The organism is Neorhizobium sp. BETTINA12A (genome assembly GCF_023006485.1).
Taxonomy (GTDB): Bacteria; Pseudomonadota; Alphaproteobacteria; order Rhizobiales; family Rhizobiaceae; genus Neorhizobium.
The window spans coordinates 16,007-33,216 of the sequence record NZ_JALBGW010000009.1 but is presented as its reverse complement, the minus strand read 5'-3'; the positions used below and the strand labels follow the sequence as shown (position 1 = coordinate 33,216).

The following is a 17,210-nucleotide window of genomic DNA, read 5'->3' as shown; positions in this document are numbered from 1 at the left end:
CCTCCGTTTGTCCGGCTGCGAGGTCTAGCATAACGACACGATAGTTCAATAAAGAATTTATAGTTTCTTATTTGGACATTGGATGAATGCCGTTGATAGCCTTCATCACCATGGCAGCGGCGTCAAGGACTTCGCGCTTGATTGATCGAGCGCGCTCCGGCGTCGCCTCGCCGATGAACGGCACGCTGACGGTGGCGACCAGGCGACTTGCAGAATCGAATATGGGAGCGGCGAAAGCTCGCAGACCGAGATTGGATTCCTGATTGTCTTCCGCACTTCCGCTGCGGCGAATTTCAGCGAGCGCTTCCTTCAACGTCTCAGGATCGGTGATCGTATACGGCGTCCGGGCCTCCAGCCCGCCGGCGCAGTAGACCTCGATCTCGTTGTAGTCGGAATAGGCCAGAGCAAGCTTGCCGGCCGCACCGACATGCTTGCGCGAACGCCCGCCGACCTTGATGAACAGGGCGTAGTCGCCAGGGCTGGAAGCCGCAAATATCGTCATCATTTCATTACCTTCGGGTGCCGCCAGCCTGAAGGATTCGTAGATCCTGTCGGCCGCGGCCGCCAGGATCGGCCTCGCCGCCTCGATCAGCGTCACCCTATCCGCGCCGGGCGAAATACGCCGCGCGAGTTGCACGAATTTCGGCCCCAGCTCGTAGGAAGCTCCGCCATTCACCCGAGCCACAAGCCCATGTGCGGTCAGTGAATTGAGGATGCGGTACACGGTCGAACGAGGCACTCCGAGCTGATCGACCAATGCGCCGAGCGAAATTCCGGTCCTCGCATCGGCGACCGCCTCCAGTAGATGCGCCGTCTTTTCCACCACCGGAGACCCATTCTTTGGTTCAATCATGAACTTCAAATTCCATATGCGGATTGCTTGCCTTGACTTCTTGAGATCGAACGAGCATGTTGGGGTCGCAAGTGTCATATTTGACACTACGCACTTGCAGGAGGAAGTAAAGCCATTTGAGCGCGGCTGTCCCCGCGGACCCGGATGACTTTGAGGAAGAGATCACCGAAGCGCCGTATGCGGTTCGATTGGATTTGGAGGAGGGCTCTTATGAAGAAGATCACGGCTATCCATGCGTTGAGCATGGGGCTTGCAATGTCGCTGGCGGCAAGCGCCGCAATTCCCGCTCGCGCGGCCCCTGACAAGCTGACGGTCGTGGTCACGGACGAGCCGAAATCGCTCGACCCCTGCGACACGGACCTCTCGGGCAATTCACGCATTCTGCACAACAACATCACCGAAGCGCTCGTCAATCTCAGCCCCAAGGATGGTTCTGTCGTCCCGAGCCTCGCCACCAGCTGGCGGCAGGTCGATAGCCTGACCTGGGAGTTCAAGCTGCGCCAAGGCGTGACTTTCCACGACGGCAAGGCCTTCGATGCCAATGCGGTTATCGCGGCTCTGAAGCGGGCCCAGGATCCGGCGCTCGCCTGCGAGGTGGGACAAGCCACGCTAAAGGGCATCAAACTCAATGCAGAAGCCGTGAACCCAACGACCATCCTCATAAAGACGGACATTGTCGAGCCAATCCTCCCGAACAAGCTGTCCGCCCTGGACATCGGTTCGCCGGCAACCCCGAGCGACGCCAAGACGCGCAACCCAGCTGGAACCGGACCTTACAAGCTGGTCGCGTGGACGCCCGGCCAGTCGGTCGGTCTCGTGGCCTATGAAGGCTATTGGGGCGACAAGCCGGCAATTCCCAAAGCGACGATCATCTGGCGCTCCGAGTCCGCGGTGCGGGCGGCGATGGTCAACACCGGCGAAGCGCAGATCGCCTATGAAATCGCACCCCAGGACGGCACCACCGGACAGGATCACGCCTTTCCAAACGCCGAAACCTCGCTCTTGAGGATCGATGCGCAGATTGCGCCCCTCAACGACAAGCGCGTTCGCGAAGCACTCAACCTTGCGATCGATAGGGATGGCCTCATCGGAACGATCTTCCACAAGGACGCTCAAAAGGCGATGCAGGTCGTGCCGCCGTCGGTCTTCGGCTTCAATCCTGACATTCCCGTTTGGCACTACGATCCGGAAAAGGCGAAGTCCTTGCTTGCGGCCGCCAAGGCGGATGGCGTGCCGGTCGACAAGGAGATCGTCATCTACGGCCGCATCGGCATCTATCCGAACTCGTCCGAAAGCCTGGAGGCCATTCAGGCCATGCTGGCGGATGCCGGTTTCAACGCTCGGCTTGAAATGCTCGAGACAAGCCCGTGGCTGAAGCGGCTGCTGAAGCCGTGGAACAAGGATCGCCCGCCCTCGATCCTGCAGACGCAGATCGACAATGCCGAGGGCGATGCCGTGTTCACGCTGCCGAACCGCTTTACCACGGATGGCAACCAGTCGACCATCACGGACGCCGGTCTCGACAAGCTGATCGCCGATGCCTCGAAGGCGACTGGTGACGAGCGCAAGAAGCTGTTCCAGCAAGCCTTCAAGTACATCGCCGTCGATACGGTCAACATCGCCCCGCTCTTTCACATGGTCACGATCGCCCGTGTCGCCAAGAACGTGAACTATACGCCTGATGTGCAGGCCGGCAACGAGATCAAGCTGAAGTCGATCAGCTACCGTTGATCTGCCCGGCCGACGGCTTGTATGTCGCTTGAGGAGAGCGGATGTCCTTCACCTATTTCCTGAAACGTGCGGCCTTCGCGGCGCTCGCGCTTGCGGCGCTGATGACATCCGCCTTCTTCCTCGTGCGGTTGACGGGCGATCCCGTCAATCTCTACCTGCCGGTCGACGCTTCGGATGCGGCGCGCGAAGCCATGCGCATCCGCCTTGGGCTCGATCGCTCGCTCCTGGCCCAGTTCTTCGATTGGGCTTGGGATATTCTCAGCCTCGATTTCGGAATGTCTCTCTGGCACAATCGCCCGGCCATGGACGTGGTGCTGGAGGCGCTGCCGAACACGCTGGCACTTGGCGCCATCGCCTTGGCTCTGGCCTTCACCGCCGCGATCGTCATGGGATCCATTGCTGCCGTGAATGCCGGTGGCTGGATCGACCGGGGCGTCAATGTCCTGTCGCAGGCAGCCGCAAGCGTGCCGGATTTCTGGCTCGGCCTGATGGGCGTGCTTCTTTTTGCGGTTACCTTCCGCATTCTGCCGACGTCAGGCTTCGGCGGCCCGATTTACTGGGTGCTGCCCGTCGCCTGCCTGTTTGCCCGACCTTTCGGAACTCTGGTGCAGATCGTCCGCGGCTCGATGATTGAAGCGCTGAATGCGACATTCGTCCGGACGGCGCGGGCCAAGGGCGCGCGTGACGGACGGGTCACCTTCGTGCACGCGCTCCGCAATGCTCTCCTGCCCGCGGTCACGGTGACCGGCGACCTTGCCGCCCAGTTCGCCGGCGGTGGCGGCGTCGTCGAGGTGGTCTTCGGGTTTCCCGGCATCGGCAAACTCCTGATCGACGGCATCCTGAAACGCGACTTCGCAATCGTCCAGGCATCGATCTTTGCCGTCGCGGTCGTGATCTTCGTCATCAATATCCTGGTCGACATGCTTTATGCCTCGATCGACCCGCGCGTGAGGGTCGAATGACAGACACGTCTGCCGAATTCCTCCCGGCCCGCGAGCGCCGTAGCCGCCGCATCCTCTGGCTCCTGCGTGCGCTCGCGGGTGACCCGATGGCCGTCGCCGCGGCGATCTGGCTACTGATCGTCGTGCTCGCCATCCTCACCGATTCCCTGTCGCTCCTGGGCGACAACCGCATTTCACTGAAGGCGCGCAACCTGCCGCCGTTCGACTTCGGCCAGTCCTGGACCTTGTGGCTGGGTGCCGACGCGCTCGGACGGCCGCTCCTCGTCCGACTCATCCAGGCGGCTTCGACGACGATCGGCATTGCCGTGGTGACCGTGCTGACAAGCCTGATCGGCGGCACGCTGCTGGGCGTGATCGCCGGTTATTTCGGCGGCATCGTCGGAAACGTCATCATGAGGATCTGCGATATCATCCTCGGTTTCCCGACCCTGCTGGTGGCACTCTTCAGCCTCTATCTGTTCGGTCCGAGCGTCAGCAACCTCGTGATCGTGCTCGCCGTCACTCGAATGCCGGCCTATATCCGCGTCGCAAGAGCCGAAACGCTGGAGGTCCGCGAACGACTTTTCGTCGATGCGGCGCGCGTCTTCGGTGGCGGACCGACCTGGATCCTGCGCACCCACATCCTCCCCAGCGTCGCACCCACCATGCTGACGCTCGCCTCGGTCAATCTCGCCATGGTCATGTTGTTCGAATCCGGCCTGAGCTATCTCGGCCTCGGCATCCAGCCGCCTTCGGTGAGCTGGGGTCTGATGGTCGCCCAGGGCCAGGGCTATCTATCGTCCGCCTGGTGGCTCGGCTTTTTCCCCGGCCTCGCCGTCATGCTCACCACCATGTCCTTCAACCTGCTCGCCAACTGGTTCCGGATCGTCAACGATCCGTCGCAGCACTGGCGCCTTGTCAGCCGGAGGCGCTGATGGCCCTTCTCGAAGTCGAGGACCTGCAAGTCAGTTTTGATACGGCGTCCGGCCGCATATTCGCACTCAATGGCGTCTCCTTCTCGCTGGAACGCGGTGAAGTCCTGGCCCTTCTTGGCGAAAGCGGCTCCGGCAAGTCTGTGACCGCATCTGCCATCATGGACCTCGTTCCCAATCCTCCGGGCGCTATCGACCGGGGGTCGATCCGCTTCGACGGGGCGGAACTGTTGAAGCTTTCGCGCAACGAGCGGCGAGATCTGTGCGGCAACCGCATCGCCCTCATCTTTCAGGATGCGCTTGCGGCACTCAATCCCGTCTATCCCGTCGGCTGGCAGATCGCGGAGATGTACCGTATCCACGGCCGCAACCCCGAGGGCGGGGTCGAGAAGGCCGTGATCGACCTCCTGACGGCAATCGGCATTCCCGATCCTGAACGTCGGGCGCGCCAATATCCGCACGAATTTTCCGGTGGCATGCGCCAGCGCATCATGATCGCCATGGCCGTAGCACTCGAACCGGATGTCATCATCGCCGACGAGCCAACGACGGCGCTCGACGTCACGATCCAGGCGCAGGTGGTTGATCTTCTGGCCACAATCCGTAAACGCAGCGATGCCGGAATGATCTTCATCACCCACGATCTGGGTGTGGTGGCCGAACTCGCGGACCGCGTGGCCGTCATGTATGCCGGCCGGATCGTTGAGACCGCAAATGTCTTCGAACTTTTCGAGGATGCGCGACATCCCTATAGCGTCGGCCTGCTCGCCTCGCAGCCGCGCATCGATACCGATGAGGACGAACTGGTGCCGATTCCCGGCTCGGCGCCCAATCCCGTCGCCCTTCCTTCAGGCTGCGCGTTCAGGACGCGCTGTCCGCGCGCCGAAGGGCTCTGCGCCGAGGTCGTCCCTCCCCTTGAAGCCATGGGGCCGGGCCGCCAGGCCGCCTGCCATTTCCCGGTATTGACAGCATGAACCAGCCCCTCCTCAAAGTCGAAAACCTTTCCCGGCACTTCGGCAGCGGCGCGACGCCCGTGCGCGCAGTCGATGACGTCAGCTTCGAGATCGCCCGCGGAGAGACGCTCGGCCTTGTCGGCGAAAGCGGTTGCGGCAAGACTTCCCTGGTCAGGACGCTCCTGAAGCTCGGGCCGGCGACCAGCGGCAGCGCCGTTCTCGATGGCGTGGAAATCACCAAAGCGAGCGGAAGCGAGCTGCATAAATTGCGCCGCAAGATGCAGGTCGTCTTCCAGGACCCATACCAGTCACTTAATCCGCGCATGCGGGTCGACCGGCTGATCTCCGAACCGTGGGCGTTGCATCCGGGCGCCATGCCAAAGGCCCGCTGGCGGGAGGAGACGGTCAAGCTGCTTGAATCCGTGGGGCTGCGTGCGGAACATGCGGACCGCTATCCTTCGGAATTTTCAGGCGGCCAGCGGCAGCGGCTTGGAATCGCGCGCGCCCTGACACTCAACCCGACGCTCCTCGTCTGCGACGAACCGGTCTCGGCCCTCGACGTCTCGGTTCAGGCACAGGTCGTCAATCTGCTCGCCAGGCTGAGGCGCGAGCGCAATCTGGCGATGCTTTTCGTCGCGCACGACCTTGCCGTCGTGCGGCACGTCGCGGACCGTGTGATGGTCATGTATCTCGGCAAGATCATCGAGACCGGGCCGAAGCAATCGATCTTCAGCGCGCCGGCACATCCCTATACGCAGGCCCTGATGTCGGCCGTTCCGACGCCGGACCCAAGGCTTCGTGGTCATCGCAAGCGCATCGTGCTGCAAGGTGATCTTCCAAGCCCTGCCAATCCCCCGAGCGGATGCCGATTTCGGACGCGCTGCTGGAAGGCCACTTCGATCTGCGCGGAACAGGAGCCCGGACTGACGGCAAGGACGGCTGCCCCGGGATTGCTGACCGCCTGCCACCATGCAGAGGCCGCCTCGAATGCCATGCCGGCGTCTTCGAGGGGATAGGTTCCGGTGAGCAGCGGCTTCAGGTCGACCCTCTTGTTTTCAATCAGCTCGACCGCCAGGCCGAATTCATCGTGGAAGCGGAAAGTGCCCTTCGCCTGGCCGCCTAACCAGCCATCCCAGCAGTGCACACGCGCGCTCTCTAGCCCGGGACGTCCAGGCCAGGTTACCCGTTTAACCTGAGACAGGGCTGCCGGCGGGATTCATATTGCCGCAGCCCAAGGAGGTGGTAAGCTTACCGCCAGGGAGGACGTATCATCCGCGGCGAAACCGATCACGTGAACAGGGTTGCAAAGGTTATCGCGTCCGCATCGGACGCGGCGCGGAGTCCGCTTGCTGCTTCCTGGCGACGATCAATGGAACATCACCGGCTGGATCCGGCGGCGCGCCGACCGAACGATCGGGTCGAGGAGGCGGAACTCGACCACCGACGAGCTTGCCTGGATCGCTTCATGAGGGTTGCAACAGCAAGGCTTGACCATCTCTTTGGCCTGGTGGGTGCCTCAGGGTGCGGTGTTCTTCTGACCGATTGCGACGGTGTGATCCTGGATCAGCGCTGCAAGGATTCCGATCTGACAGTCTTCCAGGAATGGGGCCTGTGGCCCGGCGCGGACTGGAGCGAGGCCAGCGAAGGCACCAACGGAATAGGCACCTGCCTGACTGAGAAAAGAAGCGTCACTATCCACCGCGACGAACACTTCTTCGCCCGCAACACTGGGATGAGTTGCATGGATGCTCCGGTCTTCGGGGCCGATGGCGGCATCATCGCCGCGCTCGATGTGTCTTCTGCCCGGGTCGACCAGACGGAAGGATTCAATCGGCTCATTTCGGCGATGGTGGCGCAGACCGCGCGGTCCATCGAGGCCGATTACTTCCGCGCTACATTTCCAAATTCCCGCATCGTGGTGGCACATACGGACGACAGCGAGATGTCGGTGCTTTTGGCTGTGGATGCCGACGACCTTGTCGTCGGGGCAACACGGGGCGCACGTCGGGTATTCAGATTGGAGCCCACGGGTTTGCTTAAACCCCGCCCTGCGTCGGACCTCTTCGGCGGGGGAGACGAGTGTTTGGGGTTCGACGCCGCGGAACGAGCCGCCGTGATGCGTGCCCTTGCTCGTGCCGAGGGCAACGTGTCGGAGGCCGCTCGGCGGTTGGGGATCGGCCGCGCGACCCTTTACCGGCGCATGAGACGGCTGCATATCGGCGAATAGCGCGCCCACCTGTCTCAGATTTGGGACGTTTTGGACCCCTGACCCTCTCCCCCAGGCTGACCAGCCGACCTTTCTGGCGCATCTAGATGTGATCGGGTGGAGGATCCGATCACACGGAGGAGTATTTCCATGAACATCATGACCAAGCCGGCGAGCATCTATGTCTCGCCCTTCAAGGACCGCTATGACAATTTCATCGGCGGCAAGTTCGTTCCCCCAGTCCACGGCCGATATTTCGACAACATCACCCCGATCACTGGCGCAAAGGTCTGCGAAGTTGCTCGATCGGACGGGGCCGACGTTGAGCTGGCGCTGGATGCGGCCCACGATGCCAAGGAGGCCTGGGGCCGGACCTCAGCAAGCGAACGCGCCAACATTCTCTTGAAGATCGCCGACCGGTTGGAAGACAATCTCCAGCTTCTGGCGCAGGCCGAGACGTGGGACAACGGCAAGCCGCTCCGCGAAACCACCGCGGCAGACATCCCGCTTTCAGTCGACCACTTCCGCTATTTCGCTTCTGTGTTGCGTGCCCAGGAAGGCACCATGTCCGAAATCGACGCCGACACGGTCGCCTATCACTATCACGAGCCGCTTGGCGTCGTCGGACAGATCATTCCGTGGAACTTTTCAATCCTGATGGCCGCCTGGAAGCTGGCCCCCGCACTTGCCGCCGGCAACTGCGTTGTACTGAAGCCTGCCGAACAGACACCAGCGGCCATCATGGTGCTGATGGAACTGATCGCCGACCTCCTGCCGGACGGCGTCCTGAATATCGTCAACGGGATGGGACCCGAGGTGGGAGGCCCACTGGCCAGATCCCCCCGCATTGCAAAGATCGCCTTCACCGGCTCCACCGAGACCGGGCGCATCATCATGCAGGCGGCAACCGAAAACCTGATCCCGGTAACCCTGGAATTGGGCGGCAAGTCCCCGAACATCTTCTTCTCCGATGTGATGGCAGAGGATGACGCGTTCCTTGACAAGGCCGTCGAAGGGTTCGTCCTATTTGCCTTCAACCAGGGCGAGGTCTGCACTTGCCCCAGTCGTGCGCTTATCCAGGAGGACATCTACGAGGCGTTCATCGCACGCTGCATCGAGCGGGTGCGCGCGATCAAACAGGGTGACCCTCGCGACATGCAGACGATGGTGGGAGCACAGGCGAGCCAGGAACAGCAGAACAAGATCCTGTCCTATCTGACGATCGGCGTGGAAGAAGGGGCAGAGGTACTGATCGGAGGGGATGCCGCGCGCCTTGACGGGGACCTTTCCAGCGGCTTTTACGTTCAACCAACGATCCTGAAGGGCCACAACAAGATGCGGGTCTTCCAGGAAGAGATCTTCGGTCCAGTGGTTTCTGTCACAACGTTCAAGAATGAGGCGGAGGCGCTGCAAATCGCTAATGACACCATATACGGCCTTGGGGCCGGCGTGTGGAGCCGCGACGCCAACCGCTGCTACCGCTTCGGTCGCTCAATCCAGGCCGGCCGCGTCTGGATCAACAATTATCACGCCTACCCGGCCCACGCCGCGTTCGGTGGATACAAGCAGTCGGGCTTTGGGCGCGAGACGCACAAGATGATGCTCGACCACTATCAGCAGACCAAGAACATGCTGGTCAGCTACAACCCAAACAAGCTTGGGTTCTTCTGAGCCGAGGATTGCCAAGGGGTGGGTCTTTACGAGCCCACCCCTGACGTTTTCATCCGCTCTTTTCGCCCATGTGCCGAGCTAGCTGGATGCGGCATGCTATGCTCGGCCAATTTGCGATCCACGAGTGGGCCACAGACGTGCTGGAGGTAATCCATACCGCCTCCATCGGCACCGGCTCGGCCAACGTTGCCATCCGCCGCCCCGGCCGGCAGGTCTGGCCGACGTCATCGATCGCAAAGACGATGGCCAGATCAGCCTGGGTCGCCCCGGTTGCTATCACCTCGGTCACGAGTGTCCGGTCGACTGGGTCGAGTACGGCGACGACGTCTTCCGAAGTCATTGTGATGATCTCTCCTTTCCATGCTTTCGCCCATTTATGTGGGGCGAGAAGGCAAAATTCCATTTTTGCCTGAGGGATTCGCGGAATCTTGAAACCTCGGCCCATTGAATTGAGAAAACCTTTTCTCACTTGACAATTTCCCTGGTAAAAGGTTTTCTCACCACAACAGGAGGACAAGAGGCTGGATACGGGGAGGAATAAGAAACGCATTACGATTCATGACGTTGCAGCCGCGGCGGCCGTCAGCATTTCGACTGCGTCGAAAGCTCTGAACAACACCGGCCGCATGGGAGACGAGACACGGGAACGGGTCAAACGGGTGGCCACCGATATCGGTTTTCGTCCGAACGCCCTTGCGCGCGGCCTGCTCAGCAAGCGCAGCTTCACGATCGGGCTTCTCACCAACGACACCTACGGCCGATTCACCTTGCCGGTAATGGCTGGCGTATCGGAGGCACTGGTCGATCACGGCGTTTCGGTTTTCCTCTGCGCCATCGAAGACGACCCGGCGCTTGGGCAGATCCATGTCGAAGCAATGCTCGACAAGCAGGTGGACGGCATCATCGCCACCGGCAAGCGGATGGACAGGAGTTTGCCGGTCGATCTCTCGAACCTGTCGGTTCCGGTCGTCTATGCCTTCACCGAAGGGACGCCGAACAGCGTCATCTTCCGGTCGGACGATGCGCATGGCGCAACCCTTGCAGTCGGGTGGCTGCAGTCGATCGGGCGGCGCCGGATCGTCCATGTCACCGGCCCGAAGGACTTTTTCTCGGTGCGCGAACGCGCCGATGCCTACAGCATCGCAGCGGGCGAATGCCAACAGGTTCTTTATGGCGTCTGGTCGGAAAGCTGGGGCCATGAGGCGGTCGGCCTGCTCTGGGAGCGCGCCGGCGACAAGCCGGATGCCTTGTTCTGCGGCAACGACCAGATCGCCCGCGGCACGGTGGATGCCCTGCGCGAACGCGGCATCAAGGTGCCGGAAGATGTTTCGGTGATCGGCTTCGACAATTGGGAGATTGTCGCGGCCCAGACCCGGCCACCGCTGACGACGGTGGACATGGAACTGAAGGAACTGGGGCGGCAGGCGGGATTGACCGTCCTGGCGCTCGCCGAAGGACGGTCCGTCGAGCCGGGCGTGCGGAAACTGCCATGCCGGCTGGTCGTCCGGCAATCGTGCGGGGGTGAAACCCCAAGGGAATGAACAAAGCGCCAGGGAGAATGGCGTCAAATTGGGAGGAGTATCATGATTAAGCGTTTATTGGCTGCGACCAGCGTCGCAACCCTGTGCCTGGTAGCCAGCGCATCGGCGGCCGAAAAGGTCGAAATGTGGGTTCGCACCGGTGTCGGCGATGCCTTCAAGAAGACCGTAGAAGCCTATAATTCCAGCCACGAGAACCAGGTCGCGATGACCGAGGTGCCGTTCTCCGAACTGGTACAGAAATATGCGACGGCGATTGCAGGCGGACAGGCGCCTGACGCGCTGTCGATGGACCTGATCTACAATCCCGCCTTTGCGGCGGCAGGCCAGCTCGAAGACCTGACGGACTGGGCGAAGTCCCTGCCCTATTTCAACTCGCTGTCGCCGTCCCATGTCAAGCTCGGCAGCTACCATGGTCGCATCTACGGGCTGCCATTGTCGGTCGAGACCTCGGTCTTCGCCTGGAACAAGGACCTCTACAAGAAGGCCGGTCTCAACCCGGAAAAGGCGCCGGCAAGCTGGGACGAAATCACCGCCAATGCCGAAAAAATCCGCGCCTTGGGTGACGATACCTATGGCTTCTACTTTTCCGGCGGCGGTTGCGGCGGCTGCATGATCTTCACCTTCACCCCGCTTGTCTGGGGCTCGGGGGCCGACATCCTGTCGGCCGATGGCAAGGCGGCGACCCTCGATACGCCGCAAATGCGCCAGGCCATCAATATCTACCGCAACATGGTCAAGAAGGATCTCGTGCCGGCGGGCGCTGCCAGCGACAATGGGGTGAACTTCCTCTCGTTCACCAACGGCAAGATCGGCCAGCAGAGCCTTGGTGCCTTTGCCATCGGCTCGCTGGTGACCGAGCATCCGGATATCAATTTCGGCGTAACGCTGATCCCCGGCGCGACAGGCGGTACGTCGTCCTTTGCCGGCGGCGACAATTTTGTCGTCACCAAGGGGACGCCGAAGATCGCCGCCGTCAAGAAATTTCTCGAATACATCTATTCCGAGGACGGCCAGAAGATCATGGCCAAATACGGAAGCCTGCCGACACGGGGCGATATTGCCGAAAAGGTCCTGCAAGGTCTCGATCCACGCCTGCAGGTTGGCATAGACGCGATCGCGGTCGCAAAGACCCCTTACACGCTGCAATTCAACGACCTGATCAACAGCGCGAACGGCCCCTGGGCGAGCTTCACCAACGCCGCCATTTTCGGTGATGACGTCGATGGCGCCTTTGCCAATGCGCAAAGCGAAATGCAGTCGATCATCGACAGCGGCCAGTAACCTCCCAAAGGCTGCTGCGACCGGAAGGCGAAAACCCACCTTCCGGTCACCTTTCCACCGTCTCTGCGGAGCACCTGGATGACTGTTTCCGGCTCAAAGACCCTGTTGCCCAGACACCGGCGCGCCCGCAGAACCGGCTTGCGCGGGCTGGTCTACATCGCGCCGGCGATGGCGCTCGTCATCGCCTTCTTCATCATCCCGGTGATCTTCACCGGCTGGATGAGCCTGCACAACTGGCCGCTGATGGGTGGCACGCGCTGGATCGGGTTCAGGAACTACGTCCGCATGTTCCAAGACGCCCGCTTCATGTCTGCGCTGCAGTTCACCGCCTACTATACCGTCATCGTCACCATCGCGATCTTCGCCGTCGCCTTTCCGCTGGCGATCTTCGTCGAGAAGCAGCGGCGCTTCGTCAGCGCCTACCGCACCATCATCTTCCTGCCGGTTGTCGTTGGTCTTGCCACGGCTTCGCTGCTCTGGGTGTGGCTTGCCAATGTCGACAGCGGCTTCATCGGTCCGGCGCTGAAAGCACTCGGATGGGTGGACAAGAGCCCGAACCTGCTCGCCACCTTCGACAGCGCCTTCCTCACTATTATCGTCATGGTCGTCTGGAAGATCGCCGGCTTTACGATGATCATTCTGCTCACGGGTCTTCAGGCCATTCCGGCCGAACTGACGGAGGCGGCCCGGATCGATGGCGCAAGCCGCTGGCAGCGTTTCCGGCACCTGACGCTGCCCTTGATGCGCAAAACCATCGCCCTGGCGCTGATCATCTCGGTGACCGGCTCGATCCTCGCCTTCGACCAGTTCTACATCATGACGTCGGGTGGGCCGCAGAACCGGATGATCTCGGTGGTCTACTACATCTTCAACCAATCCTTCGTGTCCTTCAATCTCGGCTATGGCGCAGCTTTGTCGATAGCACTTCTCGCCATTCTGGTTGCCATCAGCATCATCCAACTCTGGCTGCTTCGCGTCCGGGAGGAAAAACCGTGACACCTGTAAATACGACACCCGCCAAGCAGCGCCGTGCGCGCAAGGCCGTCCGATCAAACGGCGCCTATCATGCCACCGGGATCGCCATTTCGCTGTTCTTCTTGGCGCCCTTCGCCATTGCGTTTCTGGCCTCGTTTCGCCATGGCGCGGAAGCCCGCCTGCCGCCTCTGCCGCCATGGCCGACCAATGGTTTCAGCCTCGATGCCTATGGATCGCTGGACGGTTTCGGCGCCGGAATCTGGCAGCACACGATCAATTCGCTGCTGGTGTCGCTCGCAACCGTTGTGCTGACCGTAGCGGTCAGCCTGCTTGCTGGTTACGGCTTCTCCCGCTACCGGTTTCCGCTAAAGAACGTGCTGTTCGTTTTGATCATTGCCACGCTGATGATCCCGTTCCAATCGATCCTGACCCCGCTGTTCATCATTCTTGCAAAGCTCGGGCTGAACAACTCGCTGTTCGGGCTGACGCTTATCTACGTCACGCTGCAACTGCCCTTCTCGGTCTTCATGATGCGAAATGCCTTCGACGCCGTGCCGAAGGAGATCGAGGAGGCAGCGCGCATTGACGGCGCGCGGGACCTGCGATTGCTGGTGCGCGTCCTGCTGCCACTGGTGCTGCCGGGCGTCGCAACGGTGGCGATCTTCGCCTTCCTCAATGCCTGGAACGAATTTCTCGCAGCCCTGATCCTCCTGGCCAGCAACGAGAAATACACCCTGCCCGTCCTGATGATGGCAGTGCGCGCCGGCCGTCTCGGCGCGGTCAACTGGGGAGCGGTACAGGCCGGCGTCGCGGTCATGACGATCCCCTGCCTGATCGTCTTCCTGCTTTTGCAACGCTATTACATGCGCGGGCTGATGGCCGGTGCGGTGAAATGATCCCAAGAAACGGATGAAGCGATGAACACCATGAAAAGAGACCGCCAGTTCCGCCCGCTGCCCGTACCCAGCGTCGATATCCACGGCCTATTCGGCGACCGCCAGGAAGCGATCTGCGACACCACGGCCGAGATGCTGCTCGACCGCTGCGTCGAGGCTGGCATGCTCGATGCCATCGACACCAGCAAGCCGAGCCCCGGCATCGTCATCCCGATCCAACCCTGGGGCGGCACCACGCAGATGTTCTGGGACTCGGATCTCGGCAAGTCGATCGAGACGGTGGCCTATTCGCTCTATCGGCGGAAGAACCCGAAGCTCGAAGCCCGTGTCGACGAGATCATCGACATGTACGGGAAGATGCAAGACAAGGACGGTTACCTGAACGCCTGGTTCCAGCGCGTCCAGCCGGATCGCCGATGGACCAACCTGCGCGACCATCATGAACTCTATTGCGCCGGCCATTTGATTGAAGGAGCGGTCGCTTATTTTCAGGCAACCGGCAAGCGCAAGCTTCTCGATATCATGTGCCGTTATGCCGATTACCTGATCAAGACTTTCGGCCGTGGCGAGGGCCAACTGCGCGGCTATTGCGGCCATGAGGAAATCGAGCTGGCACTAGTGAAGCTGGCGCGTGTGACGGGACAAAAGAAATATCTCCACCTCTGCAAATTCTTCATCGACGAGCGCGGCACCGAACCGCATTATTTCACAGAGGAAGCGATCCGCGACGGGCGCGATCCCGCCAATTTCATCCAGAAAACCTATGAATACAGCCAGTCGCATCAGCCGGTGCGCGAACAGACAAAGGTCGTCGGTCATGCCGTGCGCGCCATGTATCTTTATTGCGGCATGGCCGATATCGCCACCGAATACAATGATGACAGCCTGACGGCGGCGCTCGATACGCTTTGGGACGACCTGATCACCAAGCAGATGTATCTCACCGGCGGCATCGGGCCTGCCGTTTCCAATGAAGGGTTCACCGACTATTACGACCTGCCGAACGAAAGCGCCTATGCCGAAACCTGCGCTTCAGTCGGTCTCGTCTTCTGGGCGAGCCGCATGCTTGGGCGCGGTCCGAACCGGCGCTATGCCGACATCATGGAACAGGCGCTCTACAATGGCGCCATGTCCGGCCTGTCGCTCGACGGCAAAACCTTCTTCTATGAAAACCCTCTGGAAAGCGCCGGCAAGCATCACCGCTGGATCTGGCATCCCTGCCCCTGCTGCCCACCCAATATCGCCCGTCTGCTCGCGTCAATCGGCTCGTATATGTATGCTGTGTCAGACGACGAGATCGCCGTCCATCTTTACGGCGAAAGCCAGGCCCGGTTCGATATCGGTGGGGCCAAGGTGCGGCTGGCCGAAAAGACGCATTATCCCTGGGACGGCGCGATCGGATTCGATGTGACGACGGACAGGACGACACGCTTTGCGATCTCACTGCGCATCCCCGAATGGGCGGATGGCGTAACGCTGAAGGTCAATGGCGAAACGATCGATCTTGCCTCGGTCACGATCGACGGCTATGCCCGCATCGATCGGGACTGGACGAGCGGCGATCATATCGATCTCGATATTCCCTTGGCGCCGCGCGCGCTGTTTGCCAATCCGCTGGTGCGGCACGATGCCGGCCGCACGGCGCTGATGCGCGGGCCGATGGTCTATTGCGTCGAGGCGACCGACAATGGCGACGGCTTGAACGGCATCAGGCTGACAAGCGGCGTTTCGCAGGCAACGACGGCTGACTTAAAAGATCTCGGCGGCGCCGTGGCGCTCGATGTTCCCGCAAGCCGCGACAAGGCTGATTGGGGTGGCGCGCTCTATCGCACCCGGCCGCCTGAGACGGAGGAAGCGATGGTACGGTTCGTACCCTATCCTTTCTGGGACAACAGGTCGCCAGGTGAAATGCTGGTCTGGGTCAGAGCGGGCGAACGCAACGATGCGTGATGAGATAGCCAGAACCGGGGTCGTGCTTACCGATATCCGCAAGAGTTTCGGCAACCTGGAGGTCATTCATGGCATCAACCTCCAGATCACCGAAGGATCCTTTGTCGTCTTCGTCGGTCCGTCCGGCTGCGGAAAATCGACGCTGCTGCGGATGATTGCCGGGCTCGAGGAGGTCACTGACGGCGAAATCGAGATCAAGGGGCGCGATGTCACCGATCTCGATCCGTCCGAGCGCGGCATCGCCATGGTGTTCCAGTCCTATGCGCTGTACCCGCATATGAGCGTGCGCGACAATCTGGCGTTTGGTCTGAAAATGGCGCGGACGCCAGAGGCGGAAATCGAAGCGCGGGTGAGGGCGGCCTCTGCGATCCTGAAAATCGATCCGCTGCTGGATCGCCGCCCCGGCCAGCTGTCCGGCGGCCAACGCCAGCGGGTGGCGATCGGCCGCGCAATCGTGCGCAAACCCGAGGTGTTTCTCTTCGACGAGCCGTTGTCCAATCTCGATGCTGAATTGCGGGTGTCGATGCGCATCGAGATCGCAAGGCTGCACCGGGAACTGCGCAATACGATGATCTACGTCACCCACGACCAGACGGAAGCGATGACGCTGGCCGACATGATAGTGGTCCTTCGCGACGGGCGGATAGAGCAGACCGGCAGCCCGCGTGAGGTCTACGAAAAACCGGCCAACATTTTCGTTGCCGGGTTCATCGGCTCGCCGCGCATGAACTTTCTGGAAGCGAAATGGGCGGAAGATGGATCGGTATTGCTCGGCGGCAGCCGGATTCCGGTATCACTGGACGCACAGGCATTGTCGCCGGGCGAAAAGATCACGCTGGGCATTCGCCCCGAACATCTGTTCGTGTCGACCGCCGGCGAAGCGATGCTGCAGGCCAGGGTGGATTTCTCGGAATATCTAGGCGGGACCCAATTTCTTTACTGCCAGACGGACGAAGGGCAGGCCATCATCGCAGAACACCGGTCACCGGTTCCTGTTGACGCCGGCGATACCGTCCATTTTTCGTGGGACGGCCCTCACCTGCGCTTTTTCGATAGCGCTGGGATGCGAATCGAAGGGGTCGAGAACATAAGAGAAAAGAAGGCCCAGCGGCGAAATCACCAGAAAACCGACATACATCTGTCCGATTGACCCGAACGGACGATTTGGCTAAATCAGCTTTGTCGAAAAAGGCGCGCTTGGTCTCGGTAGGCCCAAGCACTTCCAGATAGCGGAAGATCTCTTCCATGCTGCTTACAGCATGAGAAACCCCGACGGACAG

The 17,210-nt window shown here is 61.1% G+C and carries 14 protein-coding genes and 2 pseudogenes; 13 read left to right on the top strand and 3 right to left on the bottom strand.

What is annotated here, in order from left to right; genetic code table 11:
• Positions 1-67: 67 nt before the first annotated feature.
• Entirely contained in the window at positions 68-853 is a 786-nt protein-coding gene (locus MOV61_RS04600) for an IclR family transcriptional regulator (RefSeq protein WP_247135727.1), read from the bottom strand.
• 210 nt (positions 854-1,063) lie between these two features.
• On the opposite strand from MOV61_RS04600, the gene MOV61_RS04595 reads away from it, so the two are divergent.
• The 5 genes from MOV61_RS04595 to MOV61_RS04575 are packed head-to-tail and all read left to right on the top strand — an operon-like array spanning position 1,064 to position 6,426.
• Complete coding sequence (locus MOV61_RS04595) at positions 1,064-2,584, top strand: ABC transporter substrate-binding protein (RefSeq protein ID WP_247135726.1); 1,521 nt, start codon at positions 1,064-1,066, stop codon at positions 2,582-2,584.
• 41 nt (positions 2,585-2,625) lie between these two features.
• Positions 2,626-3,546 carry an ABC transporter permease gene (locus MOV61_RS04590; protein ID WP_041364102.1) on the top strand — a complete coding sequence of 307 codons (921 nt, stop codon included), beginning with the start codon at positions 2,626-2,628 and terminating at the stop codon, positions 3,544-3,546.
• The gene (locus MOV61_RS04585) at positions 3,543-4,460 is read left to right on the top strand and encodes an ABC transporter permease (protein WP_247135725.1); all 918 of its coding nucleotides are present in this window, start codon (positions 3,543-3,545) and stop codon (positions 4,458-4,460) included. The genes MOV61_RS04590 and MOV61_RS04585 overlap by 4 nt, the downstream gene beginning before the upstream one ends.
• Positions 4,460-5,431, top strand: a complete 972-nt coding sequence (locus MOV61_RS04580; protein ID WP_247135724.1) for an ABC transporter ATP-binding protein — start codon at positions 4,460-4,462, stop codon at positions 5,429-5,431. The genes MOV61_RS04585 and MOV61_RS04580 overlap by 1 nt, the downstream gene beginning before the upstream one ends.
• A complete protein-coding gene (locus tag MOV61_RS04575; protein ID WP_247135723.1) occupies positions 5,428-6,426 on the top strand; it encodes an ABC transporter ATP-binding protein in 999 nt (332 codons plus the stop codon). Before MOV61_RS04580 ends, MOV61_RS04575 begins: the two co-directional genes overlap by 4 nt.
• Here MOV61_RS04575 and MOV61_RS04570 read toward each other — a convergent pair.
• Positions 6,384-6,524, bottom strand: a pseudogene (locus tag MOV61_RS04570) (L-idonate 5-dehydrogenase); the annotation flags it as partial. The gene MOV61_RS04575 and the pseudogene MOV61_RS04570 overlap by 43 nt on opposite strands.
• Before the next feature lie 255 nt (positions 6,525-6,779).
• On the opposite strand from MOV61_RS04570, the gene MOV61_RS04565 reads away from it, so the two are divergent.
• Entirely contained in the window at positions 6,780-7,637 is an 858-nt protein-coding gene (locus tag MOV61_RS04565) for a helix-turn-helix domain-containing protein (RefSeq protein WP_247135722.1), read from the top strand.
• A 138-nt stretch (positions 7,638-7,775) separates the two neighbouring features.
• The gene (adh, locus tag MOV61_RS04560) at positions 7,776-9,287 is read left to right on the top strand and encodes an aldehyde dehydrogenase (RefSeq protein WP_408962351.1); all 1,512 of its coding nucleotides are present in this window, start codon (positions 7,776-7,778) and stop codon (positions 9,285-9,287) included.
• 49 nt (positions 9,288-9,336) lie between these two features.
• Here the strand turns inward: adh and MOV61_RS04555 are convergent, their stop codons facing one another.
• Positions 9,337-9,627: a hypothetical protein gene (locus tag MOV61_RS04555; RefSeq protein ID WP_247135781.1), complete on the bottom strand. Its 291-nt coding sequence runs from the start codon at positions 9,625-9,627 to the stop codon at positions 9,337-9,339.
• 181 nt (positions 9,628-9,808) lie between these two features.
• Between MOV61_RS04555 and MOV61_RS04550 the strand changes: the two genes are divergently transcribed.
• The 6 genes and pseudogenes from MOV61_RS04550 to MOV61_RS04525 form a co-directional block, all read left to right on the top strand.
• Positions 9,809-10,828, top strand: a complete 1,020-nt coding sequence (locus MOV61_RS04550; protein WP_247135778.1) for a LacI family DNA-binding transcriptional regulator — start codon at positions 9,809-9,811, stop codon at positions 10,826-10,828.
• 42 nt (positions 10,829-10,870) lie between these two features.
• A complete protein-coding gene (locus tag MOV61_RS04545) occupies positions 10,871-12,109 on the top strand; it encodes a sugar ABC transporter substrate-binding protein (protein ID WP_247135720.1) in 1,239 nt (412 codons plus the stop codon).
• 78 nt (positions 12,110-12,187) lie between these two features.
• Positions 12,188-13,105, top strand: coding sequence for a carbohydrate ABC transporter permease (locus MOV61_RS04540; RefSeq protein ID WP_247135719.1), 918 nt, complete (start codon positions 12,188-12,190; stop codon positions 13,103-13,105).
• A complete protein-coding gene (locus tag MOV61_RS04535; protein ID WP_040124165.1) occupies positions 13,102-13,980 on the top strand; it encodes a carbohydrate ABC transporter permease in 879 nt (292 codons plus the stop codon). The genes MOV61_RS04540 and MOV61_RS04535 overlap by 4 nt, the downstream gene beginning before the upstream one ends.
• Before the next feature lie 21 nt (positions 13,981-14,001).
• Positions 14,002-15,930: a glycoside hydrolase family 127 protein gene (locus MOV61_RS04530; protein ID WP_247135718.1), complete on the top strand. Its 1,929-nt coding sequence runs from the start codon at positions 14,002-14,004 to the stop codon at positions 15,928-15,930.
• Positions 15,923-17,002: pseudogene (locus MOV61_RS04525) on the top strand (ABC transporter ATP-binding protein); the annotation flags it as partial. The gene MOV61_RS04530 and the pseudogene MOV61_RS04525, both read left to right, overlap by 8 nt.
• Between the last annotated feature and the right edge of the window lie 208 nt (positions 17,003-17,210).